This is a genomic window from Microbacterium sp. As-52, assembly GCF_049949185.1.
Classification (GTDB): Bacteria; Actinomycetota; Actinomycetes; order Actinomycetales; family Microbacteriaceae; genus Microbacterium; species Microbacterium maritypicum_A.
In genome coordinates this window covers 3,589,541-3,612,667 of sequence record NZ_CP188171.1, presented here as the reverse complement: position 1 = coordinate 3,612,667, position 23,127 = coordinate 3,589,541, and the positions used below count along the sequence as shown (strand labels likewise).

The window sequence follows — 23,127 nt, the reverse complement described above, 5'->3', positions numbered from 1 at the left end:
GAGGAACGCGGATTTCCGCGGATCGTCGCTCAGGCCTTGACGAGAGCCTCCCGGCGCCCCACACCAGTCAGGAACCAGTTGGCCAGGCCCGCCGCGAAGGCGATGAACGCCGCGATCATCGGTAAGAGAAGCGCCGCAGGAGTGCCGACGTTCTCTGCGATCTCACCGGCGAACGCGGCTCCGATCGACTGACCGACGACCACACCGGATCCCAACATGGTCATGACGGTGGCCGAGCGTCCGCGCGGACTGCGGGCGGCGCCGAAGCTGTACTGCGTGACGAGGGTGGGTCCGATGCCGATTCCCATGATCGCGAGCGCCAGCATCATCGTGCCCGGTGTGTCGACGAATCCGAGCAGAAGGGTGCCCGCCAGCAGGATGCCGGAGAAGACGAGCCATCGCGCCCGCATCGAGAAGGCGGCAGGAAGCCAGGCGACGCCGAGCGCGAGGATGGCGGAACCGACGCCCATGACCCCGTAGAGGAGCCCGGCCTGCTCCGGCGCGCCGCGATCGGCCATGAACGACGTCAGCGAGGTGAGCATCGTGCCGAAGAAGATCCCGACTCCGAGGATGCCGAGGACGACGATCAGCAATTGCGGGCGGAACAGCTCGGAGACGGCGGACGGCGCCCTGCCGTCGGCGTCGCGATCCTGCGACACGTGTCGACCGCTGGGGTGCAAAGCGAAGGCACCGACGAAGACCACCGTGAGCACGGCCGCGCCGACCAGAGGCGCCCACGGCGCGATGGCGGACGCGAGGATACCGACCAGGAAGGGACCGAAGACGAACACGGTCTCGTCGGCCGCGGACTCGTAGGCCATCGTGCCCGACACCGTCTTGGCGCGGCGAGCCACGGCCATCCGTTCGTTGATGATCGTCACCAGCCGCGAGCGCGAGAGCGGTGCGACCTGCGGGGCGGTGGCTCCGATGCCCACTGCGGCCAGCAGCACGAAGCCGTCTGCCGCGGTGCCATAGACCACGAACGTGAAGAGCAGGAGCATGGCGCCGTTGGCGAGGGCGAGCACCATCAGGACGACGCGCTGACCGAAGCGGTCTGCGGCGGCGCCGAGAAGAGGCCCGAAGCAGGCCGTGCCGAGGCCGACGGCTGCGGAGGTGAGCCCGCCCAGGGACAGGGAACCGCGGGCGGACACGACCACGGTCAGGACGCCGACCACCATCATGGCGAACGGCAGCCGCGCGATGAAGGCGATCAGGAAGTAGGGCAGACCGGCGAGACGCAGAAGGCTCGGCTCGGTGAGTGGTGGGATTGCTGTGGCGCGTGTCATGGCTCTCGCGCGTCGAGGACGCGATGTCGGGTGCCGCCGCTGTCCGTCGGAATGCCGACGGCCGGTAGATACACGGGGTGCGGCCGCGGGCGAGCCGCGACCAAACCATGATAGCGGGTCGGCCCGGGGAACAGCAGGGAAGCCGGCGCCTCGGGACGGGTCTAGTCTGGGCGACACCCGCCCAACGACAAGCGCCCGAGGAGTCCCCGTTGCCCACTGCCCCGCAGGCCGCCGCGCCGATCCTCTCCCTCCCGTCGCGTTCACAGCGTGCCGGCAGTGCCAAGACCTCGCCGGTCCGCGACCTGCTGGCCCTCACCGCGCGCCCCGAGGTCATCTCGTTCGCCGGCGGGCTCCCCGCGCCCGAGCTCTTCGACGTCGAGGGCATCCGCGCCGCGTTCGATGCCGTGCTCGACTCCCCGGGGGTGCTCCAGTACTCCACGTCCGAGGGAGACCCGGGACTGCGGGACGCGGTCGCCAGACGCTATTCGTCCGACGGGCTACCCACCGCGGCATCCGACCTCATCGTCACGACGGGGTCGCAGCAGGGGCTGGGGCTCATCTCGACGACGCTCGTCGATCCCGGCGACACGATCCTGGTTGAGGAGCCCTGCTACCTCGCAGCGCTCCAGACGTTCGCGCTGGCCGGTGCCCGCGTCGTCGGTGTCCCCTACGTCGGCGATGACCTCGACCTCGACGCACTGGACCGCCTCGCCGCGCACCATGGACCGAAGTTCTTCTACACCGTGCCCACGTTTCAGAATCCGACCGGACGCACGCACGATGTCGAAGCACGACGCACGATCGCCGCGATCGCGCAGCGCCGAGGCTTCCGGATCGTCGAGGACGAGCCGTACCGCCAGTTGCGGTACTCGGGGGATGCCCTCCCCTCGCTCGCCGCGTTCGCCCCCGAACATGTCATCAGCCTCGGCAGCTTCTCCAAGGTGATCGCACCCGGCCTGCGCATCGGCTGGATCCGCACCACGGCCGACATCCGCTCGTCGATCACGATCGCCAAACAGGCGGCCGACCTGCACACCTCCACGATCGACCAGGCAGCGGCCGCCCACTACCTCGCTTCGGGTCGCGGCGAGCTCGCGCTCTCACGCATCCGCGAAGCGTATGCCGCTCGTCGCGACGCGATGCTGGAGCTGCTTCCCTCCGCGCTCCCGGACGGAAGCAGCTGGAACCGACCCGACGGTGGCATGTTCGTCTGGGTTCGACTCCCCGAGGGACGGGACGCCGCATCGGCGCTTCCCGCAGCGCTCGCTCACGACGTCGCTTTCGTGCCGGGCACGTCGTTCTTCTCCGGTATCCCCGACGAACGCACCCTCCGCCTGTCCTTCACCACATACTCCCCTGCCAGGATCAGGGAGGGCTTGTCAAGGCTCGGTGCGACCTGGGGTACGGGAAGGTAGCGTGGGGGCATGCGCTACCTCTTCAGCACTGGACTTGTCGCTGCGATCTCTGCCGGGGTCTCCCTGCTGCGCGGCACGCGCGAGCAGCCGATCACCTGGCGCGCCGTCCTGTCGTGGGTGAGCTGGGGAATCACGATGGCACTCGCGGTCGGCGCCGTCGTCGACATGAACCGTGAGCGCCGCGGCGTCCTGGTCGACGCCGACTCGCCCCAGTCGGTCAAGAAGGCGAAGAAGGCCCAGCGACTGCAGTTCCGGTCGCAGAAGGCTCTCGCCGACACGCAGGACCACGCGAAGGACGCTCGCCCCTGACGTCCTCCCCGCCCGAGACTCTTGTCACCGGGTGAGGATGAGGGCTTCTCCCTGACCGCCACCGCCACAGAGGCCGACGGCGGCCGTACCGCCACCTCGACGAGCGAGCTCATGTGCGACATGCACCACGAGCCGGTTCCCCGATGCGCCGATCGGGTGGCCGATGGCGATGCCGCCGCCATGGATGTTCACGATGCCCTCGTCCAGGCCGAGCTCCTCCTGCGAACGGGAGACGACAGCGCCGAAGGCCTCGTTGATCTCCACCAGGTCGAGATCGGCGGGCGCGATGCCCTGCTTCTCGCACGCACGTTCGATGGCACGCGCCGGCTGCGCCTGCAGCGAGTTGTCGGGACCGGCGGTCTGACCGCTCGCTCCGACGGTCACGAGCACGGGCCATCCCTTGGCGTCCGCAGTCCGTCGTGTCGTCACCACCACAGCCGAGGCACCGTCGGAGATCGGTGACGAGTTCCCCGCCGTGATCGAACCTCCCTCTGCGAACGCGGCACGCAGTCCCGCGAGGGTCTCGACGGTGGTGTCCGGACGCACGCCCTCGTCCCTCGTCACGCGCACGGGCTCTCCCCGACGCTGCGGCACGTCGACGGCGACGATCTCCTCGTCGAAGAGACCTGCCTCCTGCGCTGCCGTCGCCCGCTGATGCGACAGCGCGGCCACCCGGTCCTGCGCTTCACGGGTCAGTCCGAAGCGCGCGTTGTGCCGCTCGGTGGACGCGCCCATGCTCTCCCGGTCATACGCATCCGTGAGGCCGTCGTATGCCATGTGGTCGAGAACCTCGACGCTGCCGTACGCCCAGCCGTCGCGCGATCCCATGAGCAGATGGGGCGCGCGCGTCATCGATTCCATCCCGGCGGCGACGACCACATCGGCGTCGCCGGTGCGGATCATCCGCGCCGCGTCGATGATGGCGGTCAAACCGGACAGGCACACCTTGTTCACGGAGTGCGCGGGAACGTCCCACCCGATCCCTGCGCCGATGGCCGCCTGACGCGCCGCGTTCTGCCCCGACCCCGCGGCGAGCACCTGGCCGACGATGACCGCGTCGACGTCAGCCGGATCGATCGAGCCCTGCTCCAGCGCACCTCGGATGGCGAAGGAGCCGAGCTGAGGTGCGGTGAACGCGGCGAGCTGCCCCTTGAGGCGACCCTGAGGCGTGCGGGCGGCGGCGACGATGACGACATCGTTCTCAGTCATGGTCTGTGGTCCTTCCGGTGAGGAGAGTGCGGGAGATGGTGAGCGGTGGTTCCGTGGCGGCGATGACCTCGTCGACCGTGACGCCCGGCGCCGTCTCGACGAGCACCAGGCCTTCGGCCGTCACATCGACCACGGCGAGGTCGGTGATGATCCGATCGACGACACCGCGACCGGTCAACGGCAGCGAGCATTCGTCGACGATCTTCGCGGAGCCGTCCTTGGCCACGTGCTCCATGAGCACGATGACGCGGCCGGCTCCGTGAACCAGATCCATGGCGCCGCCGGGACCCTTGACCATCTTGCCCGGGATCATCCAGTTCGCGAGGTCGCCTCTCACGGAGACCTGCATCGCTCCCAGGATGGCCGCGTCGATCTTGCCGCCGCGGATCATGCCGAAGCTGGTCGCGGAGTCGAAGAACGCCGCTCCGGGGAGGGTGGTGACCGTCTCCTTGCCGGCGTTGATGAGGTCTGGGTCGACAGCGTCCTCCCGCGGGTAGGGACCGACGCCCAGGATGCCGTTCTCCGACTGCAGGACGACCGTGACCCCGGGCGGGACATGGTTGGGTACGAGGGTGGGCAGGCCGATGCCGAGGTTGACGTAGGCGCCGTCCTCCAGCTCGATCGCCGCGCGGGCCGCCATCTGCTCACGGGTGAGTGACATCTCAGGCTCCTTCCACGGCGACGGTCCGCCGCTCGATGCGCTTGGGGATGTCAGTGCCCACCTCGACGATCCGGTGCACGAAAACGCCGGGGAGGTGGATGTCGTCGGGGTCGAGCTCGCCCGGCTCCACCAGCTGCTCGACCTGCGCGATGCAGATGCGACCGGCCATCGCGGCGAGCGGATTGAAGTTGCGCGCGGCCTTGTTGAACACGAGGTTGCCGTGTCGGTCGCCGCGTGCCGCGTGCACGAGCGAGAAGTCGGTGGTGATCGCCTCTTCCAGGACGAACTCCTTCGGCTGCCCGTTCACCGCGAAGACGCGCACGTCCTTCACCGGCGAGGCGGTGGCGATGGTTCCGTCGGGGTTGTACCGACGCGGCAGCCCGCCTTCGGCGACCTGCGTGCCGACGCCCGTCTGGGTGTAGAACGCGGCGATCCCCGAGCCGCCGGCCCTGAGCTTCTCTGCCAGGGTGCCCTGCGGGGTGAGTTCGAGTTCGAGTTCGCCACTCAGGAACTGACGTTCGAACTCCTTGTTCTCCCCCACGTACGACGAGGTCATCTTGCGGATGCGTTGGGCGGCGAGCAGCACGCCGAGTCCCCAGTCATCCACTCCGCAGTTGTTGCTCACCACGCTGAGGCCCTTGGTGCCCTGCGCGAGGAGAGCCTCGATCAGGGCGATCGGGTTCCCGGACAGGCCGAAACCGCCGACGGCCAGCGACGCTCCGTCCTCGATGTCGGAGACGGCAGCCTCCGCAGACTCCCATTGCTTGTCGATCACGTCGGCTCCTTCGATTCCGTGCTCACCCCAGCATCCGCCGAAGAGCCGTCTGCGGGGAAGCCAGATCTTGCGATGTGGCCGAACACGGAGGTAGCGTCCACATTATGGAACCCGCCTCTTCAGTACCCGGCACGCAGGCGATCGCGAGGGCCGCGCGCCTGCTGCGCCTGGTGACCGCGGCCGGCTCGGACGGAGCCTCTTTACAGGAGCTCGCCGTCGCCGCTGAGCTCTCGCGCTCCACTGCCCACCGTCTTCTGAGCGCCCTCAAGTCGGAAGGTCTCGTTGATCGCGACGGCGCGAGCACGCGATGGATGCCCGGGCCGGAGCTGTTCCTCATGGGATCCGTGGCGGCGGCGCGCTACGACGTGACCACGCTCGCCCGCGACATCGTTCGCTCCCTCGCGGTCAAGACCGAGGAGAGCGCGTTCCTCTCCGTGCGACGGGCGGACGAGACGGTGTGCCTGCTTCGCGAGGAAGGGTCGTTCCCGATCCGCTCCTTCGTGCTCAGCGAAGGGGTCCGCTTCCCTCTCGGCGTCGCCAGCGCCGGACTCGCCATCCTGGCGTTCCTCCCCGACCACGATGTGGATGCCTATCTCGACCGCCACCCCGAGCTGGAGGGAGCGTGGGGGCGCGCGCACGGTCAGCTCCCCCTCCGAGCACGCCTCGCCGAGACCAAGGAACGGGGCTATGCCGTCAACCCCGGCCTGATCGTCGAGGGCAGCTGGGGGCTGGGCGCTGCGGTCTTCGATCGCGCCGGACGTCCGGAGTGGGCATTGAGTCTGACCGGCGTCGAGTTCCGCTTCGGCCCGGACCGGATGGCCGAACTCGGTCGCACGCTCCTCGCGCACGCGCACCAACTCTCCGCGAGGATCGCCAGCACCAGGCGGTGACGACCATTCATACCAACCGGTATATACTCGTTGGTATGAATCGCGTCGATGTCATCCCCTCTCTGGTGCTGTCGGGGTACGCGCTCGGCCGCATCGCCGCTCAGGACGCCGGGAACGACGCACCTGCGGCGCAGTGGCGAGTGTTGAGCCTCCTCGAACAGGCAGGCGCGAGAAGGGTGGGTGAACTCGCCGCGGCCGCCCGCACCACCCAACCCGGCATGACCCGTCTCCTCGGCGGCTTGGAACGGGAAGGACTCGTGCTCCGCTCCCCCGATCCCGACGATTCACGAGCGACGGTCGTCGACATCACTCCACGGGGAACCGCCGCCCTCGCCGCCTGGCGCGCCGAGTTCCGTGACACGCTCGCCCCGCGCTTCGCCGCGCTGAGCGACGAGGAATGGGCTGCCCTCACGCGTGCGGCGGAGATTCTCGCCGCGCACACCGCCACTGATCGAACAGGAGAATCTCGGTGAACACCCCCGCCACCCCCTCGGTGTGGAAGCAACCGGCCCAGGTGTGGGCCGTCGCATTCGCGTGCGTCGTCGCCTTCATGGGCATCGGCCTCGTGGACCCGATCCTGCCCGCGATCGCGGAATCGCTCCAGGCCTCGCCGGTCGAGACCGAGTTGCTGTTCACCAGCTACCTCCTCGTGACCGGGCTCGCGATGCTCGTGACCAGCTGGATCTCGAGCCGCATCGGCGCGAAGGCCACCCTGCTCATCGGATTGGCGCTGATCGTGGTCTTCGCCCTGCTGTGCGCCCTGAGCGGCAGTGTCGACGCCGTCATCGGTTTCCGGGCAGGCTGGGGCCTCGGCAACGCCCTGTTCATCTCGACCGCGCTCGCTACGATCGTCGGCGCCGCGTCAGGTGGCAGCAGCGCCGCCATCGTGCTCTACGAAGCGGCGCTCGGCCTCGGGATCGCCGTGGGCCCTCTCCTCGGCGGACTCCTCGGGGAGCAGAGCTGGCGCGGCCCGTTCTTCGGCGTCGTCGTGCTGATGGCCGTCGCATTCGTTGCCGTGCTCGTGCTGCTGCGGGGGCCCGGGGAGAAGCGGGTTCCCGTGAAGTTCTCCGCGCCGTTCGCCGCGCTGCGGCGTCCCGCACTGGCGGTCCTCGCGATCACAGCGCTGTTCTACAACATCGGCTTCTTCGTGCTGCTGGCGTTCTCGCCGTTCCCCCTCGGCTTCGGCGCGATGGGAATCGGCTTCACGTTCTTCGGATGGGGCGTCGCACTCGCCGTCACCAGCGTGTGGGTCGCGCCGATCCTGATGCGCCGGATGCCCCGCACGCGCATCATCCTCGTCGTGCTCCCCCTCCTGGCGATCGACCTCGTCGCCGCCGGCCTCCTGGTCGCGAACGCCGCTGCTCTCGTCGCCTGCATCGTCATCGGCGGGCTCCTGCTCGGCGTCATGAACACCGTGCTCACGGAGGCCGTGATGGAGGCCACGGATCTTCCGCGCTCCGTCGCCTCCTCGGCGTACTCCGCCGTGCGATTCCTCGGCGGTGCGATGGCTCCTCCGATCGCGGCGCTGCTGTGGCACGCGTTCAACGCGACGGTTCCCTACCTGTTCGCCGCTGCCTCGGTGCTGCTGGCCGCACTCACGGTGTTCCTGGGACGCCGAGTGCTCGCGCACATCGACGACGAGCCTGCGGACGCGACGACGGAGGACGCCGCGGCTATCCTCGTGGGCGACGCCGCCTGAACCGGACCTGCGACGTCGGAACGGCCAGCGGAGCCCGCTCCGGCGTCGCAGCCTGCACCCTCTGGATCCGGCAGCCTGCGCCTTGGATATCGTGGGGCGATGAGCGAAACGCCTTCCCTCCCCGAACGCAGCCGTCTCGTGCATGAGCATCTCGTGGACGCCGGCGTCGAGACAGCGATCCGTGTGCTTCCGGACTCCGCACGCACAGCCGTGGAGGCCGCTGCGGCGATCGGGTGCGACGTCGCGGCGATCGCCAACAGTCTGGTGTTCCTCGCCGATGGCGTCCCCGTCCTGGTTCTGACCAGCGGCGGTCACCGCGTGGAGCTCTCCACCCTGCGGGCGAGCATCGGCGCGGACGACGTGTCCATGGCGCCCGCATCCGTGGTCCGCTCGGCGACCGGCCAGGCGATCGGCGGCGTCGCGCCTGTCGGGCACCCCGCGCCGCTCCGCACGTTCATCGACGAAGCACTGCGGGACCATCGAGAGCTGTGGGCGGCCGCGGGCCATCCGCACACCGTCATGCCACTGACGTTCGACGAGCTCCGCCGTATCACGGACGCGACGGTGATCGCCGTCGTCTGACTCCCGGGAACGACCTCACGGAGAAGGATCTCGCGGAAGACCGGAGAGCCTTTGCTCTCCCGCGCGCGACGAAGCCGGTACGACGAAATTGGTACCGCGGAGCAGGAGACTCCTCGGCACCGGCCTCGTCCGGTGGATCAGTCGTCCGATGGACCAGTCGTCCGATGGATCAGTCGTCCGATGGATCAGTCCTGGGCCGCGCGCGAGCGCGCCCGGACCGCTCCGAGAACGGTCAGAGCGATGCCGAGCAGCAGCGCAGCGGCGCCGCCCCAGAGCATCGCGGCGGGCACATAGCCACCGGTGGTGGCCAGCGACGACCCACCCGTGAGTGGCAGCTCGGTGGGCGGAGTGACCGCGGTGGGCGGTGTCGGCGGTGTCGTCGGCGGAATCACGGGCGGCGTCGTCGTCGCGGTGTTGGTGAGCGTGACCGCGAGTGTCGTACCGGAGCCGACGGTGAACTGCGCTCCGCCGTCGGCCACGGAGTGCACATCGGGTCCCGAGAACACGGGAACACCCCAGTCGACCCCCTCGACCGCCGGTGGCGTGAGTTCCACGAGTGTGACGACGGTCCCCGTGGGCAGCTGGATGAGCGGTGCGGTCGCCCCCGCCGTGACCGTGACGGTGCGCTCGACGACCGGGTCGCCATAGCTGTAGCGCACGGTGTAGACGGCATCGGCCGGTACCTCAGACGAACCGGAGCCGCCGACGACCTTAGTGAGGGTGAATGCGCCGGTGGCGTCGCCGTCTCCGCTTCCCCCACCGGTGACAGACCACACCTCCCTGTCCTGGAGCTTGATCCCGTTGACGTCGGCGGTGTTGGCGTAGGTGGCACCGTCGACCTGCGAGCTCGGCACCGTGAAGTACTTGACGAAGTACATCCGCGTCGGGTCGATCGGGCCGGGAATCACGAGGTGGAAGGCCGTGCCGCCGTCGTTCCATGATCCGGTCCAGTTCGTGATCGACTGCGGATCCCGATCCTGCATCGTCGTGCTCCATACCTCGAGCTGCTCATCCTCGTTGTGATGTTCGGCGAATCCGTCGCCCGCCCCGGTCAGGGTGTCGTCGACGACGATCGACTCCGCGCCCGCGAAGCTCGCACCCGGCAGCGCCAGCTGCCACGCGATCCTGCCGTCATCCGTCTGCCACGACCACTTCTGCGGTTCTGTGGGCAGCGGCGACGACGGTCCGATGCCGCCGCCGGGAATCTCGACGGGCGTGATGGTGCCATCGACGGTGAACTCCACCGTGCTCTCGGTCGTCTGCTCATCGGCGGAGGCGACGAACCACAGGGAGCCGCTGACCCCGGTGCGCCCGTTCACGTAGTCGGTGAGCGTGCAGGTGACGACCGGTGCGGCGTCGGTGCTCACGGTGCACTCGGCGATCGTCTTGCTCGGATCCTCCGCAGAGGGTACCGAGAAGGATGTCCCCGCCCGGGCGAACTCCTTCGGCAGGGTGAACCCGAAGGTCTGTCCACCGACCGCGCCGTCCGGCACCGACCACTCGGCGTCGACCCGCACCTGGTCCCACTGCGAGACCGCTCCGCCGCCCCCGACCGTGGTCACGGTGATCGACGAAGGATCGATGGCCGCGGGATAGTCGTACTCCGCAGCTGAGGCGGCTCCCGCACCGGCCAGTGTGATCACGGCGCCCAGCGCTGCGGCCGCAGCGGCGATGATCGCGGTTGTCTTCCGGCGCACGACGGCGCCACCGTTTCTCTCGTACAAGATCTTCCCCAGTTCTTGATGTAGCCCATCCCGTCGGCGCTGCTGCGAAGCAGTGAGGCGTCCGAGGGCGCGAGGCATGTGTCCCCATATGAGAGACGGCGGCGGGCTCGATCCATTACGCGATACCGCAGAATCCGTCGCGCTCGTCGCTCGGACACACGATGACATCGCCGTCGTCACGCGGGGCGAGCACGGCCGACACGTCGAGGAGAAGCGGGCGGAAAGGTTCGCCCCATCGGGGAGCAACCGGGAAAACAGAAAAGCCTCGGTAGATGGCGAGATCTACTGAGGCTGTTCCGTGCACCCCCTGGGACTTGAACCCAGAACCCACTGATTAAGAGAGCTTGGGCCTGAGTCCCCGACGTACCCCGACCGCCCCGGAAAGCCCCGAAACACGCGGATCGCGGGACACCGACCGGGGATGTCCGGGACCGTCCGGGAGTAGCGGCGGCGCTGTTTTCGCGCTGATCCGGCCTCCCGGAGCCGACCGCCTGCGAGCGCCCATCTGCCACGAGAGAAGGCCCGGACCCTCCCCACCGTGGGAGTCCGGGCATGCGACCCGATACAGTCGGCATCAACACATCTGGCAACGACGCGGGGGCAAAATGATTCTCGAGGCAGTGACTATCAGCGGGTTCCGATCCATCGATGGACCTTTGCGCGTACCTGTCGGTTCGCCCACCGTTCTCGCGGGCCACAACGATGCTGGGAAGAGTGCAGCGATTGAGGCCATCGCGTTTCTTCTAGACGCCGTCAAATTGTCAGACCGCGATCGCACATACGACAAGACTGGCCCAGACGGTCAACCCACACGTGTTAGCGAGACTGTCGTTGAGGGGGAGTTCAAGCTCCGTACGGATGAGCAACAGTACTTCGACGGAGACACCACCGCTCGGCTTCGACGCGTATACAACGAGAAGGGCACCGCGTTGGAGGTGCTGTCGGCAGTGCCGGTGGATGAGCGCTTGCAAGATCTCACCGCGCAAGACGTCAAGACTCTGAAATTCCGCCTGCAGGGCTTCGGTATGAGTGACCAGGGCCTGAAGGCAGAGCTAATCGACAGGCTCAGTTCGCTGCTACCTGATGCGGAAAAGGTTGAGCAATGGGTGCCAGCCGTAGCCGACATCAAACGCCTGCTCCCCCGTGTGCAACGGTTCGATGCGACGTCGACGCAGGACCCCGAAGACGCCATCCTTGCGACACTGAAGACCTCGTACGCAAGCCACACCCAGGACGAGGAAATCAAGGGCGATCTGGACACCATCACACGCACGTTGCAAGAACGCGTCGCGGACGACGCCGAGTCTCTGAGACAGCACCTCAAGAAGACTTGCGAAGACATCGGCGAGATTGCGATTCACCCGTCTGTGCGTCTGGACAGCGGCCTCAAGTCAATCGAAGTCAGTGCGACGAACCAACGCGGCGAAGCAGTCCATCTAGGTCAATCAGGCGCGGGGCGAACACGGCGAATTGCCCTAGCTGTGTGGGAGTTCAATGCCGACTTGCTAAGCGGCTCCGACACCGATGTTGTTCTGCTCTATGACGAGCCGGATACGCACCTGGACTACAGTCACCAGCGCGGATTCATGAAGCTCTTGAAGGCGCAGTCCGAGATAGAGAACGTTAGAGTCGTGGTAGCCACCCACTCTATGAACCTCATCGACGGTGTCGACATCGCGAGCATCGTTCACCTTCGCCATGTCAACAGTCGCACCACCGCGGATCAGGTAACCGACGATTCAGAGGTCGGTTCGCATCTCGGTTCTATCGCAGCGTCGCTCGGACTCCGGAACACCGTGCTTCTGCATGAGCGCCTCTTCGTTGGAGTTGAAGGAGCAACCGAGAGTCGGGCACTGCCTGTGCTCTTCAAGCTGGCAACAGGTCGACACCTACAAGCCTGCGGAATCGCGGTTTGGCCGTGTGACAACAACGACGGCGCGTTGAGGTTCGCTCAGTACCTCCACCGTCATGGGCGTGACGTTGTTCTTGTTGTCGATGAAGATTCGCGCGACTTGAAGGTCTTTTCAGAAGGCTCTCTGAGCCGGCACGATCTGAGCCTTCAAGATCACGTGATGACGGTAGGTACAAGAGAACTAGAAGACTGCTTCTCAGACGCTCAGTGGGCTGCATGCGCAAACCGTGAGTGGCCTCGAGTGGATGGATAGCCATGGTCAGATGATGATTTTGCGGCGCATCGGGCAGGTAAGTTCAGTTCACTCGTTGAGAAGATGGTCCGAGAAAAGAGCTCTGTCGAGGTCAGCGGCAAGCCGGAGATTCTCAGCAAACTAGCGGTCGGCCTGCGCTCCCCTGAAGACGTTCCCGAGCCACTCCATGCCCTCTTCACTGAGCTGATCAGACGCGCGGAGTACTAAAGCGAGCGACGCGCGAGCATACGGGCGCGACGCTGCTGGGGCGTAGGGGTAGCCCACCTGTGGAAGCCAACCGACGCCACCCACTCCGTGCTGTGTTCTCGGTCGTTCTTCCCACACCATCGACATGCGTTGGGCATCGGCGCGCCTGCGTGGCGAACCGTCGCGCGTAAGGAAGTAGTCATGTTCAGGCTCCTCCTCTCCATGACTAGAAGCTAATCACCAACCGCCGACATTTGGCCTGAGCGCCAGGACGCCGCCGAGGATGCCGAGGCGTGCGGTGTACTCCGGGAGCCCTACGCCTGCACTCTTCAGGATGCGTGACGCCTCTCGGCTGAGGGTTTCGCGCTTGCACATATCTTCGAATGTCCAAACTGTAGTTGGGTCATTACCTGGGCCACGGGAGTGTTCATTGTGTTCTCTTTCGTGAGAACAATTCTCGCTCGCGGGCGCATTCTGCCGCTTGAATAGGCGCTTCAGCGGTCACGCCAAATGAGCTATGCACAACTCACCTTGCATATTCACTTCGATCATTGTTTTGAATATTGAGTAGCGGACCGGTCGCAATTACGACGAGAATAAATCCCGTCGGAAAGTCCGGCAGAGGAGGCGGCGTGAGCGATCAGATGGGGCGACCCAAGGTATTGAGCGACGACATGGTGCGTGTCGAGACGACCGTGGCCCGCAGTGACAAGAAGGCGCTGGCGGCGATGGCCGACGAGAGCGGCATGAGCGAGAGGTCATTGCTTCGGCTGTTCATCACGACCGGCATGCAGGCCTACTCCAACACGGTCGCGGCGATGGAGCAGATGCCCGCGACCCCTGCGCCCCGCAGGCGGGTCCGCCGATGAGCGACCGCATCGGCGACCCGCCCATCAACAAGCTCTTCACCCCGGCTGAGATCGCAGAGATCGAGGCTTTCGACGCACAACACAACGAAGGAGACACCACCATGCCCCGTACCCCGCTCCCGGCAGACGCCACGCGAGAACGGAAGCTCGCCGCGCTGCCCCCGCTGGCAGGAGCCAACGGCAACCCCGCCTATGAGCGCGTCCTGGGACGCCTCGCCGACACCGCCATCAGCAAGCTCAGCGAAGTCGATGAGGAGCTGACCGACCTGGCCGACGAGTTCGCCATCCGCTTCCAGCAGGACGACGAGCGCGCCGCCGTCCGTGACCGCATCAGCACGACCGCCACGGCTCACCGGCTGAAGCCGCGTGGCTGACCCACAGAAGGAACACGAACCGCCGCCGCGTGACCGAGGCCGAGGCTCTCGGCGAGGCCGACCCCGGCATCGTCGACCAGACGCCCAACCACCTCCGTCGCAAGTACGAGCAGAACGTCGGCCCGGTCCAGTACATCCCGGAGCGAGGTCCGGGTCGAGCGGTCGGTGCGCCGCGTGAAGGGCGGATGGAAGACGGACACGCGCAAGACGGCGGCGGGCCGGCGCTCTACGCCTCTGCCCGAGCGCTACGCGACGAGCTCGCGGCCTATCTCGCCGAGCGCCCACACCGGGACGGCCCCAGCGCCGCTCTGTGGCCAGGGCGAATCCCTGGGAGCGGCGGCGACTCGCGCGGGCTGGACTACCGGCGACAGTTCGACGTCGGCTCGGTCATCCGGTACTACTTCAAGCCTGCGCTGAAAGAGCTTGGGCTGGTCGGCGTCCGCTGGCACGACCTCCGCCACTACTACGCCACGGTCATGATCTCCATGATCGGCAAGGGTGCCCAGTACACGCTCTACGAGGTCAGCCGATGGATGGGGCACGCGAGCTACCAGACGACGGTGGACGTCTACGGCCACCTTCTCGAAGCCAAGCCGAACGTGGACATTCTGGACGACATCATGGCGGCGACTGAGGGGGAAGCCGGGACGCTTAGGCCGCTCCGCCGCCTGATCTAAGGACGGCGGGCGATGCCGCCGTTCGAGAATAGGTTGACGAGCGTTACTGCAAGCGAGACCGCCGCCTCCGCTGCAGCTTGCGTCGATAGAACGTAACTGGGAGTCCCCGGATGCCGATCGCTGTGGCCAGACCACAATGCTTGCAGCATTCCGAGGACCACCGTCTCGCTCGGATTCTGTGCGTGCTCTTTGATGAACGGCAATTTCCAATCGCCATTCGCTCGCATCTGCCCGATCGCCTTGCCCAACGTCGCGGTGCTGTCGTTCTTGGTGACAAGCGGCAGAACAGCAGCCTCGACTGCCTCGATCGACTTGCGATATCCAAGGTCGGGCTGTGGGTTGACTCCATATGTCGCCGCCCATGCTTCGGAAAGCAGACGACCCGCATCGCCCGGAGCGTTCATCCCTGCCTCAGCAGCATCCATCACACCTTCCGGGACGCGCCGCTCGAGACCGGCAGCGCTCGAGCGCAGTCCCACCTTCCATGCCGATCCACCGCTCTGCAAGACCTTCTCAAGCTCGGTGTTAGAGACGTCGCCTCCGTACCGCTTCGAGTTTGAATAGACCGTCCAATCGAGAAGACGCAGTATCTCGTCGTCAGAAAGCCCATTGAAGAGCGCAGCAGGACCGTCATTGGCTAACTTCGGAGCCAGCGGAGTGGAACGCGCGGCTAGGTCGTACTCGCGCATGCGCTCGACCTTGTTGACCATCTTGTACGTGGATGACGACCGATACGAGTACTCCGACACCAGCCATGCGCGCAATGATGAGCGCATCCAAACAGGAACACCTTCCACAAGCGCGTGGTGCACGCTGGGGTCAGCTCCGAGGGGTGTCCAGGTCATAGTCCCCATTGTGCCGCAGCCCGCCGACACCCGACGCTGAGACACACGCGCTGTTTTCGCGCTGTTGCCGATCCGGGCGGCTTGGCCAGGACAGAGAAAAAGCCCCGGAGATGGCGAGATCTCTGAGGCTTGTTCCGTGCACCCCCTGGGACTTGAACCCAGAACCCACTGATTAAGAGTCAGTTGCTCTGCCGATTGAGCTAGAGGTGCGTGGCCCGGGATAACCCCGACCGAGGAATTACATTACCAGCCGACCGGTCCCATGTGAAATCGAGACCGGCACCCGGGCGCGCCGCCGCCGGGCGGGCAGCGAAACATGGTCTTTCGGCCCTCCGGCCCCGCCGATCCGGCCAGTATTCTTAGACCGTGACCACCTCCGCCGACAGCCTGCGGCACGACCTCGACCTCGCACTCCGCCTGGCCGATGCCGCCGATGCCCAGTCGCTCCCCCGGTTCGACGCGTCCGACCTCGAGATCTCGACGAAGGCCGACAACTCCCATGTGACGGACGCCGATCTCGCGACGGAACGTGCGATCCGCAGCATCCTCGAAACCGAGCGGCCGGAAGACGGCATCTTCGGCGAGGAGTTCGGCGCGCAGGGCAGTACCCAGCGTCAGTGGATCATCGACCCGATCGACGGAACGGCCAATTTTCTTCGTGGCGTCCCGCTGTGGGGCACGATGATCGCGCTGGCTATCGACGGCGTCCCCCAGGTGGGAGTGGTGAGCATGCCGGCGCTCGGACGGCGCTGGTGGGCATCGGCCGGCGGAGGCGCCTGGACCACGCTCGAGGGCGAACCGCGTCGGCTCCGGACGTCGTCGGTCTCCTCTCTCGACGACGCGAGCGTGAGCTTCCAGAGCATCGCGCAGTGGTCGGAGGCGGGGCGCCTCGACACCCTGCTGGCCGTGGCCGGGCGTGTCTGGCGAGACCGGGCCTATGGGGACGTCTACTCGTACATGCTCCTCGCCGAAGGACGCATCGACATGGTCGCCGAGTTCGACGTCAAGGAGTACGACATCGCAGCGGCCGTCCCGATCGTCCGCGAGGCCGGCGGGCGCATGACCGACGTCGACGGTGTCGAGACGATCTCCGCCCGCTCGACACTCGCAACCAACGGCACCCTTCACGACGACTTCCTCACCCTGATGCAGAACTGATCGAACCACGAGGCCCCCGCGATGAATTTCCGCATCATGTCCGCAGCCGCGGGCGTCCTGCTGCTCGTCGGAGCCCTCACCGCGTGCGCCGCTCCGGAGCCGCGTACGTCGCCCACGCCTGATGCCGGCAGTCCGCAGCCGACGCCGTCCTCCGTGCCGGTGACCTCGCCGACGCCGGAGCCGGCCGAAACGGAACTCACCTGCGAGTCGATGATCTCGGCCGGCACGGTCACCGCTCTCGCCGATGCCGGCTGGACCGCCGAGACGAAGGAGTTCGTCGTCGGGGGTGTCGAATTGACCGAGGGGCTGCTGTGCTTCTGGGCCGATTACACCGTCGGATCCGACCATGGGCAGCTGTACGGCTGGTCTCCGATCGACGACTCCGATGCCGCAGCGGCACAGGCCGCACTCCTCGCCGAGGGCTGGAAACGGGAAGACGGCCCTGACGGCGTCTACTTCACCGAAGACGCCCGATACGCCATGGGCACGGACGAAGACGGCTACGGCATGACGTATCTCTTCGGCGACGGATGGGTGCGCCTCGCGGACACGCGCCAGGGGCTCATCTTGATCGAGTGGCCGCGTTAGATCCCTCGTCGACTCCCGTCGGGGTCGATCTCCGTCAGGGGCGACCCGACCCCATCGAACTCTCGAGTATCCGCCCGAAGGTGCGGGAGACCGGTGGCGTCCACAGCAGCACGATGATCGCGGCCGCGAACGCGACCGTCAAGGCCGCTCCCCAGTCCCAGCGGTCTCCGAACACGAGGACGACCGCACTCAACGCGATCGCGATGCCGAGGAAGATCGTGAGCATGAGGCGGGAGAGCCCGCTTCCGCGGCGGACCCCGGCGGCGACGGCGAAGACCAGAAGACCGAACAGGGCGATGGCGGCACCGGTGAGCGAGAAGGCCGAGGCGCTCACGTCCGGGTCGTAGCGTCCCAGGAACACCAGTATCCCGAAGCCCGTCGCCAGCGCGCCGAAGACGTATGCGAGCACGGCGACCACCGTGGTGATCACCGTGGCGACGGGGGCCGACGAGGAGACGGGCACCGTGGAGGAGGACGTCGTCACGCGTGGAGCGTTCCTCGTCGGCACCGTCAGCACCAGACGGCGATGCACGAAGCGCACAACTTCGATGGCCGCGACCATCACGATCGTGATCCCGGTGAGCGCGACGGCGAGGTCCTCCCCCGGGTCGACGAGCACGAAGAACTCGCGAGCGAGCGGGATCGTGAACACTGCGATGAGGAAGATGAACATCGCCCCGACGACCGCCACCTTGAACCGGTTGAGCGGGCGGGCGAGGACCGCCAGAATCCAGATGCCGACGACGGCCAGGATCACGGTGGCGCCCGTGCGCAGCTGCTCCTCGTGCACACCGAGTCCACGCGCGACGAACGTGTACCAGGTCAGCCCGAGCGCGACGACGATGCCCGACGGGATCGCGAAACTCAAAGACCGTCGGAGGAAACCCGGCACGTAGCGCGCCGCGTTCGGCATGAGCGCGAGGAAGAAGGCGGGGATGCCGATCGTGAGGCCGTCCGTGATGGAGAGCTGTCGCGGCAGGAACGGGAACTCGAGGAGGAACGCCCCGAAGATGATCGCGAGCAGTGTCGCGTAGACCGTCTTGTTCAGGAACAGCATCGACACGCGCTCGATGTTCGCGATGACCTGGCGCCCCTCGGCGACGACGTCCGGCAGGTGCGAGAACTGTCCGTCAAGCAGCACGAGCCTCGCAACGGCCTTCGTGGCCGGCGAGCCCGAGTTCATCGCGATGCCGATATCCGCGGACTTTATCGCGAGGGCGTCATTGACACCGTCTCCGGTCATCGCGACGGTGTGTCCGTGGCTCTGCAACGCCGTCACCATGCGCTTCTTCTGCTCGGGGGTGACGCGCCCGAACACCGTGTGCTGGTCGAGCACGTCGGCGAGCTGGGCGTCATCATCGGGAAGCTCTCTGGCATCGAAGCCGTCGGCCACGTCGAGACCGACTTCTCGGGCGATGGCCGCCACCGTACGCGGGTTGTCGCCGGAGATGATGCGGATGCCCACCTGCTGGCGCCCGAAATAGGCGAGTGTCTGAGCGGCGTCGGGGCGCACCTGCTCGCGGAAGGTCAGCACGATGATGGCCGCGAGTCCGTCAGGGAGCCGCTCGGAGTCGACGTCGGCGTCCGAGAGCGTCGCGTGCGCGTGGCCGAGCACGAGAGTGCGGCGGCCCGTCTCGGCGAGTGCCGTCACGGTGCGCCCCAGCTCCGTCTCCGCCGATGTGGCCGCATCGCCGAACACCATCTCCGGTGCTCCCATCACCCAGGTCCCAGGGATGCCGGTGAAAGACGCCGCACTCCATTTTCGTGCAGATGAGAACGGGATGTACCCCGACACGACGAGTGGCGAGGCGACCGGGTAGGCCGTCCGCATCGACCGTGCTGTCGGGTTCGCATCGGGCGCCGCGGCATACCAGGCAAGCGCCGCCGCCGCGTCCTCTGCCTGTTCCGGGGCGAGGCCGTGGAGGCGATGTGCCTCGTCGAAGCCGATCTCCCCGACGGTGAGCGTGCCGGTCTTGTCGAGGCAGATGACGTCGACGCGCGCGAGGCCTTCCACAGCCGGTAGTTCGTTCACCAGAACCTGCCGGCGTGCGAGTCGTGAGGCTCCGACGGCGAAGGCGATGCTCGTCATGAGTACCAGGCCGAGCGGGATCATCGCCGTCAACGACGCGATCGTGTTCACCACCGCCTGTACCCACGCGCCGTTCGAGAACACGGTCGTGTAGCCGCCGAGCACGATGATCTGCGCGTTCAGGACGAGCAGGCCGACGGGGCCGATGATCCAACTCACCCATTTCAGCACCCGGTTGACCGAGGTGCGCAGTTCACTCGAGACGAGGGAGAAACGCTTCGCCTCCCCGGCGAAGTGGTTCGCGTAGGAATCGGCGCCCACGCGGGTCGCGATCGCGGTCCCCTCCCCTGCGACGACCACGGCTCCGGACAGCGCATCGTCGCCGGGCTGCTTCTCGACCGGGTCCGACTCCCCGGTGAGCATCGACTCATCGATCTGGAGCCCGCGCGACGCGAGAACCCGCGCATCGGCCGGCACCTGCTCGCCGGCGCGGAGCACGAGGACGTCGTCGAGGACCACGTCGCTGGGGGCGATCTCCGCCTCCTCGCCGTCTCTCAGCACCAGCGCACGCGGCGCGTTCATCAGCGCCAGACGATCGAGCGCCGACTTCGCCCGGAACTCCTGCACACATCCGATGATCGCGTTCGCGAACGCGGCGAGTCCGAAGAGTGCGTCCTGCCAGCGTCCGACCAGGAACAGCACGAAGAAGCAGGCGAAGACGATGCCGTTGAAGAGCGTGAACACGTTCGCGCGCACGATGCTCCAGGCGCTGCGACTCGTGTCGGCAACGAAGGCGTTCGTCTTTCCGGCGGCGACGCGTTCGGAGACCTGAGCTTGCGTGAGACCGGTTGAGACGTCTGCGGGGGTCGTGTCCACAGACTTCAATATAGGTCCACGACATCGGTACCCAGGCGTCTGAGCGGACATGAAAAGACCCGCCTCCCTAGTGATCACTGGGGAGGCGGGCCTCATTCCTGTGTGACAGCGACATGGTGGAGCTGGGGGGAATCGAACCCCCGTCCAACGCTGAGTCTCCACGCCTTCTCCGGGCGCAGTCTGTGAAGACGTTCTGCTCGGCTCCGACCTTTGTCACAGACACCTAAGTCGACGAGCCCAGCCTGGGAAGAGTCCCACGTGACGTCCAGACGCCATCACGCAGCAAGATTCCTAGATGACGCCAGGATCCGTATCGGAATCACATACGGCCTGACGGACTATCGGGCTCGCTTATGCAGCGAGGGCGAAGTCGTTGCGCTTGGTTTCGGCAACTATTGTTTTGCAGAGAGCGTTTACGAGATAACTCTGCATCCTCGGCCCGCTTCTCGTGGATTCACAGGCGCTGTCGAAACCGATCAGCCCCGTGGTCCTTCTCTCGAAGGAGCCGCTGTCACACTGTGGAATTACCATCCCGGGTGAGGAACACCCGAGCATCACAGACTACAACGTTCTCCGCCGCCACGCCATTCCACGGCGGGTCCAGCCGCTGGCGTAGAGTCGCCCCATGAGCGAAGTCACCGTCACCGTCCGCGGCGAGCATGAAGCGCGAGTCGCGCCGGAGCGCGCCACCATCCGTGTCGGGGTACGCGCCGAGGGCCCCGAGCGCACCACGGTCGTCGAGAACGTGATGCGGCTCGCCGAGCCGGTGCGCGCGAGCATCACCGAGCGCGCAGACGCCGGCAGCGTCGTCGACTGGACCAGCAAGCGGCTCTCGGTGCGCGCCGAACGCCCCTGGAGCAGCGAGGGCAAGCGCCTCGCCCCCGTCTACTACGCCAGCATCGACTACACCGCCACCTTCGCGGAAGCATCCGAGCTCTCGCTGTGGGTCTCCGACATCTCCCCCTGGGACGGCGTCGAGGTCGGCGGGGTGGACTGGCACCTCACGCCCGAGACACGCACGCGGATCGAGCGCGATGTGGCGGCGGACGCTGTCGGTGTCGCCGTGACCCGAGCCGAGGCTTACGCGGGCGCGCTCGGCCTCGGTGAGGTCACGCCGCTGGAGATCGCCGATACCGGCCTCATCTCCAGCGGACAGCCGTCACCTGGGGCTCCGATGCTCAAAGCGCGTGGAGGTGTGGCGTTCGCCGCCGACTCGGCACCGGCCATGGAGTACGAGCCCGAGGAGATCGTCATCTCCGCAACGGTGGAGGCGCGGTTCCTCGCGCGATAGTCGCGTTCAGCCGTGGGCGGTGAAAGGAGCCAGTTCCGCGGCGAGACGCTCTGACACGCGTGCATGCACCGCGGTGCCATCCTCTCGATGGTCCACGGAGAGGAGCATGCCCGACTCGTGGATCGCTGCCACGAGATCGCCGCGGTCATACGGAATCACGGCATGCACCTCGACGGCGGGCTTCGGGAGCGCTTCTTCGACGGCTGCGCGCAGTTCCGCGATTCCCTCGCCCGACCGCGACGACACGAAGTGGGCGTGCGGCTGAAGGCCTCGGAGCACGAGCCTCTCGTCCTCCGCGATCAGATCGGCCTTGTTGAAGACGACGATCTCCGGAAGGTCACGGACGCCGACATCCCCGAGCACGTCGCGCACGGTCTGCAGCTGACCCGCCGGGTCGGGATGCGAACCGTCGACGACGTGGAGCACGACGTCGGCCTCGCCGACCTCTTCCAGGGTCGACCGGAACGCTTCGACGAGCTGATGCGGGAGATTGCGCACGAACCCGACGGTGTCCGTGAGCGTGTAGACGCGACCGTCCTCCGTCTCCGTACGACGCACGGTCGCATCCAGCGTCGCGAACAGGGCATTCTCGACCAGGACGCCAGCGCTGGTCAGCGCATTGAGCAGACTCGACTTGCCGGCGTTCGTATATCCGGCGATCGCGACGGAAGGAATCGTGTTCCGCTTGCGCTCGGCGCGCTTGGCGTCGCGGGCAGGGCCGAAGTCTCGGATCTGGCGTCGAAGCAGAGCCATCTTCGTGCGGATCCGTCGGCGATCGAGTTCGATCTTGGTTTCACCGGGACCGCGCGAGCCCATGCCTGCGCCGCCGGCGCCGACCTGACCACCGGCTTGGCGGCTCATCGAGTCACCCCAACCGCGAAGACGAGGCAGCAGATACTCGAGCTGGGCGAGCTCGACCTGGGCCTTACCTTCTCGGCTCTTCGCGTGTTGGCTGAAGATGTCGAGGATCACGGTGGTGCGGTCGATGACCTTGACCTTGACGACGTCCTCGAGAGCGCGTCGTTGGCTCGGCGCGAGCTCCGTGTCGGCGATGACGGTGTCGGCCCCGACAGCGGCGACGATGTCTCTGAGCTCCTGGGCCTTTCCGCGGCCGAGGTATGTCGCGGCGTCGGGGTGCGGGCGGCGCTGCAGGACACCGTCGAGCACGACGGCGCCGGCGGTCTCCGCCAGAGCAGCGAGTTCCCGCAGAGAGTTCTCGGCATCTTCCTGCGCCCCCTGGGGGTAGACCCCCACCAGTACGACGTTCTCGAGTCGCAACTGCCGGTACTCGACCTCGGTGACATCCTCGAGCTCTGTCGAGAGTCCACCGACGCGTCGGAGAGCGTGTCGGTCTTCGAGATCCCACTGCGCGCCGTCCGTACTCGCGTGCGATGCCGTCGATTCGTCCTGCAGCGCCTGTGCGGCGCCGAAGACGTGGACGTCCGAGCGCTTCTCCGCGTTCGCGAGCACACGATCGACCGTGTGGTCGTCGGTGGAGGGTGTGGTGGTCTCCGTCATC

The 23,127-nt window shown here is 66.8% G+C and carries 21 protein-coding genes, 1 tRNA gene and 1 other RNA gene; 13 read left to right on the top strand and 10 right to left on the bottom strand.

The genetic code is table 11. The annotated features are described in order from the left end of the window. Positions 1–29: 29 nt before the first annotated feature. Positions 30–1,286, bottom strand: coding sequence for an MFS transporter (locus tag ACLFA2_RS17430; protein ID WP_021200373.1), 1,257 nt, complete (start codon positions 1,284–1,286; stop codon positions 30–32). A 209-nt stretch (positions 1,287–1,495) separates the two neighbouring features. On the opposite strand from ACLFA2_RS17430, the gene ACLFA2_RS17425 reads away from it, so the two are divergent. After that, the gene (locus ACLFA2_RS17425) at positions 1,496–2,701 is read left to right on the top strand and encodes a PLP-dependent aminotransferase family protein (protein WP_401121712.1); all 1,206 of its coding nucleotides are present in this window, start codon (positions 1,496–1,498) and stop codon (positions 2,699–2,701) included. A gap of 9 nt (positions 2,702–2,710) precedes the next feature. Beyond that, complete coding sequence (locus tag ACLFA2_RS17420; protein ID WP_021200371.1) at positions 2,711–3,010, top strand: hypothetical protein; 300 nt, start codon at positions 2,711–2,713, stop codon at positions 3,008–3,010. Positions 3,011–3,034: 24 nt separating this feature from the next. On the opposite strand, the gene ACLFA2_RS17415 is transcribed toward ACLFA2_RS17420, so the two are convergent. From ACLFA2_RS17415 to ACLFA2_RS17405, 3 genes are read right to left on the bottom strand one after another with little or no spacing between them, the layout of a single operon-like run. Beyond that, positions 3,035–4,219, bottom strand: a complete 1,185-nt coding sequence (locus ACLFA2_RS17415; RefSeq protein ID WP_401121715.1) for an acetyl-CoA C-acetyltransferase — start codon at positions 4,217–4,219, stop codon at positions 3,035–3,037. Then, complete coding sequence (locus tag ACLFA2_RS17410) at positions 4,212–4,880, bottom strand: CoA transferase subunit B (protein ID WP_021200369.1); 669 nt, start codon at positions 4,878–4,880, stop codon at positions 4,212–4,214. The genes ACLFA2_RS17415 and ACLFA2_RS17410 overlap by 8 nt, the downstream gene beginning before the upstream one ends. 1 nt (position 4,881) lies before the next feature. Further along, positions 4,882–5,655 (bottom strand): CoA transferase subunit A, encoded by a 774-nt coding sequence (locus tag ACLFA2_RS17405; RefSeq protein WP_021200368.1) that lies wholly within the window; start codon positions 5,653–5,655, stop codon positions 4,882–4,884. 104 nt (positions 5,656–5,759) lie between these two features. On the opposite strand from ACLFA2_RS17405, the gene ACLFA2_RS17400 reads away from it, so the two are divergent. From ACLFA2_RS17400 to ACLFA2_RS17385, 4 genes are all read left to right on the top strand, one after another. After that, the gene (locus tag ACLFA2_RS17400) at positions 5,760–6,545 is read left to right on the top strand and encodes an IclR family transcriptional regulator (protein ID WP_021200367.1); all 786 of its coding nucleotides are present in this window, start codon (positions 5,760–5,762) and stop codon (positions 6,543–6,545) included. Between the two features lie 35 nt (positions 6,546–6,580). Continuing rightward, positions 6,581–7,018: a MarR family winged helix-turn-helix transcriptional regulator gene (locus tag ACLFA2_RS17395; RefSeq protein WP_021200366.1), complete on the top strand. Its 438-nt coding sequence runs from the start codon at positions 6,581–6,583 to the stop codon at positions 7,016–7,018. Further along, positions 7,015–8,244 (top strand): MFS transporter, encoded by a 1,230-nt coding sequence (locus ACLFA2_RS17390; protein ID WP_036271558.1) that lies wholly within the window; start codon positions 7,015–7,017, stop codon positions 8,242–8,244. The genes ACLFA2_RS17395 and ACLFA2_RS17390 overlap by 4 nt, the downstream gene beginning before the upstream one ends. 99 nt (positions 8,245–8,343) lie before the next feature. Then, positions 8,344–8,826 carry a YbaK/EbsC family protein gene (locus ACLFA2_RS17385; protein ID WP_021200364.1) on the top strand — a complete coding sequence of 161 codons (483 nt, stop codon included), beginning with the start codon at positions 8,344–8,346 and terminating at the stop codon, positions 8,824–8,826. A gap of 185 nt (positions 8,827–9,011) precedes the next feature. Here ACLFA2_RS17385 and ACLFA2_RS17380 read toward each other — a convergent pair whose 3' ends face one another. Continuing rightward, positions 9,012–10,523 (bottom strand): Ig-like domain-containing protein, encoded by a 1,512-nt coding sequence (locus tag ACLFA2_RS17380; protein ID WP_031207583.1) that lies wholly within the window; start codon positions 10,521–10,523, stop codon positions 9,012–9,014. A 632-nt stretch (positions 10,524–11,155) separates the two neighbouring features. On the opposite strand from ACLFA2_RS17380, the gene ACLFA2_RS17375 reads away from it, so the two are divergent. The 4 genes from ACLFA2_RS17375 to ACLFA2_RS17360 all read left to right on the top strand — a co-directional run bounded on the left by ACLFA2_RS17375 (position 11,156) and on the right by ACLFA2_RS17360 (position 14,821). After that, positions 11,156–12,715 (top strand): ATP-dependent nuclease, encoded by a 1,560-nt coding sequence (locus ACLFA2_RS17375; RefSeq protein ID WP_426621712.1) that lies wholly within the window; start codon positions 11,156–11,158, stop codon positions 12,713–12,715. Between the two features lie 818 nt (positions 12,716–13,533). Next, the gene (locus tag ACLFA2_RS17370; protein ID WP_426621711.1) at positions 13,534–13,770 is read left to right on the top strand and encodes a hypothetical protein; all 237 of its coding nucleotides are present in this window, start codon (positions 13,534–13,536) and stop codon (positions 13,768–13,770) included. After that, positions 13,767–14,144, top strand: a complete 378-nt coding sequence (locus ACLFA2_RS17365) for a hypothetical protein (protein WP_426621710.1) — start codon at positions 13,767–13,769, stop codon at positions 14,142–14,144. The genes ACLFA2_RS17370 and ACLFA2_RS17365 overlap by 4 nt, the downstream gene beginning before the upstream one ends. 29 nt (positions 14,145–14,173) lie before the next feature. After that, positions 14,174–14,821 (top strand): hypothetical protein, encoded by a 648-nt coding sequence (locus tag ACLFA2_RS17360; RefSeq protein WP_426621709.1) that lies wholly within the window; start codon positions 14,174–14,176, stop codon positions 14,819–14,821. Here the strand turns inward: ACLFA2_RS17360 and ACLFA2_RS17355 are convergent. Beyond that, the gene (locus ACLFA2_RS17355; RefSeq protein WP_426621708.1) at positions 14,818–15,666 is read right to left on the bottom strand and encodes a hypothetical protein; all 849 of its coding nucleotides are present in this window, start codon (positions 15,664–15,666) and stop codon (positions 14,818–14,820) included. The genes ACLFA2_RS17360 and ACLFA2_RS17355 overlap by 4 nt on opposite strands. Before the next feature lie 137 nt (positions 15,667–15,803). Beyond that, positions 15,804–15,876, bottom strand: a tRNA-Lys gene (locus ACLFA2_RS17350). 156 nt (positions 15,877–16,032) lie between these two features. Between ACLFA2_RS17350 and ACLFA2_RS17345 the strand changes: the two genes are divergently transcribed. Both ACLFA2_RS17345 and ACLFA2_RS17340 read left to right on the top strand, forming a co-directional pair. Beyond that, positions 16,033–16,824 carry an inositol monophosphatase family protein gene (locus ACLFA2_RS17345; RefSeq protein ID WP_426621707.1) on the top strand — a complete coding sequence of 264 codons (792 nt, stop codon included), beginning with the start codon at positions 16,033–16,035 and terminating at the stop codon, positions 16,822–16,824. Between the two features lie 21 nt (positions 16,825–16,845). After that, on the top strand, positions 16,846–17,412 hold the full coding sequence (locus ACLFA2_RS17340; RefSeq protein ID WP_021198648.1) for a hypothetical protein: 567 nt from the start codon (positions 16,846–16,848) through the stop codon (positions 17,410–17,412). Positions 17,413–17,446: 34 nt separating this feature from the next. On the opposite strand, the gene ACLFA2_RS17335 is transcribed toward ACLFA2_RS17340, so the two are convergent. Beyond that, on the bottom strand, positions 17,447–20,368 hold the full coding sequence (locus tag ACLFA2_RS17335; protein ID WP_426621706.1) for an HAD-IC family P-type ATPase: 2,922 nt from the start codon (positions 20,366–20,368) through the stop codon (positions 17,447–17,449). A gap of 63 nt (positions 20,369–20,431) precedes the next feature. Next, positions 20,432–20,801, bottom strand: a transfer-messenger RNA (tmRNA) gene (ssrA, locus tag ACLFA2_RS17330). 141 nt (positions 20,802–20,942) lie between these two features. On the opposite strand from ssrA, the gene ACLFA2_RS17325 reads away from it, so the two are divergent. Then, complete coding sequence (locus ACLFA2_RS17325; protein ID WP_021198646.1) at positions 20,943–21,608, top strand: SIMPL domain-containing protein; 666 nt, start codon at positions 20,943–20,945, stop codon at positions 21,606–21,608. 6 nt (positions 21,609–21,614) lie between these two features. Here the strand turns inward: ACLFA2_RS17325 and hflX are convergent, their stop codons facing one another. After that, complete coding sequence (gene hflX / locus ACLFA2_RS17320; RefSeq protein ID WP_021198645.1) at positions 21,615–23,126, bottom strand: GTPase HflX; 1,512 nt, start codon at positions 23,124–23,126, stop codon at positions 21,615–21,617. Between the last annotated feature and the right edge of the window lies 1 nt (position 23,127).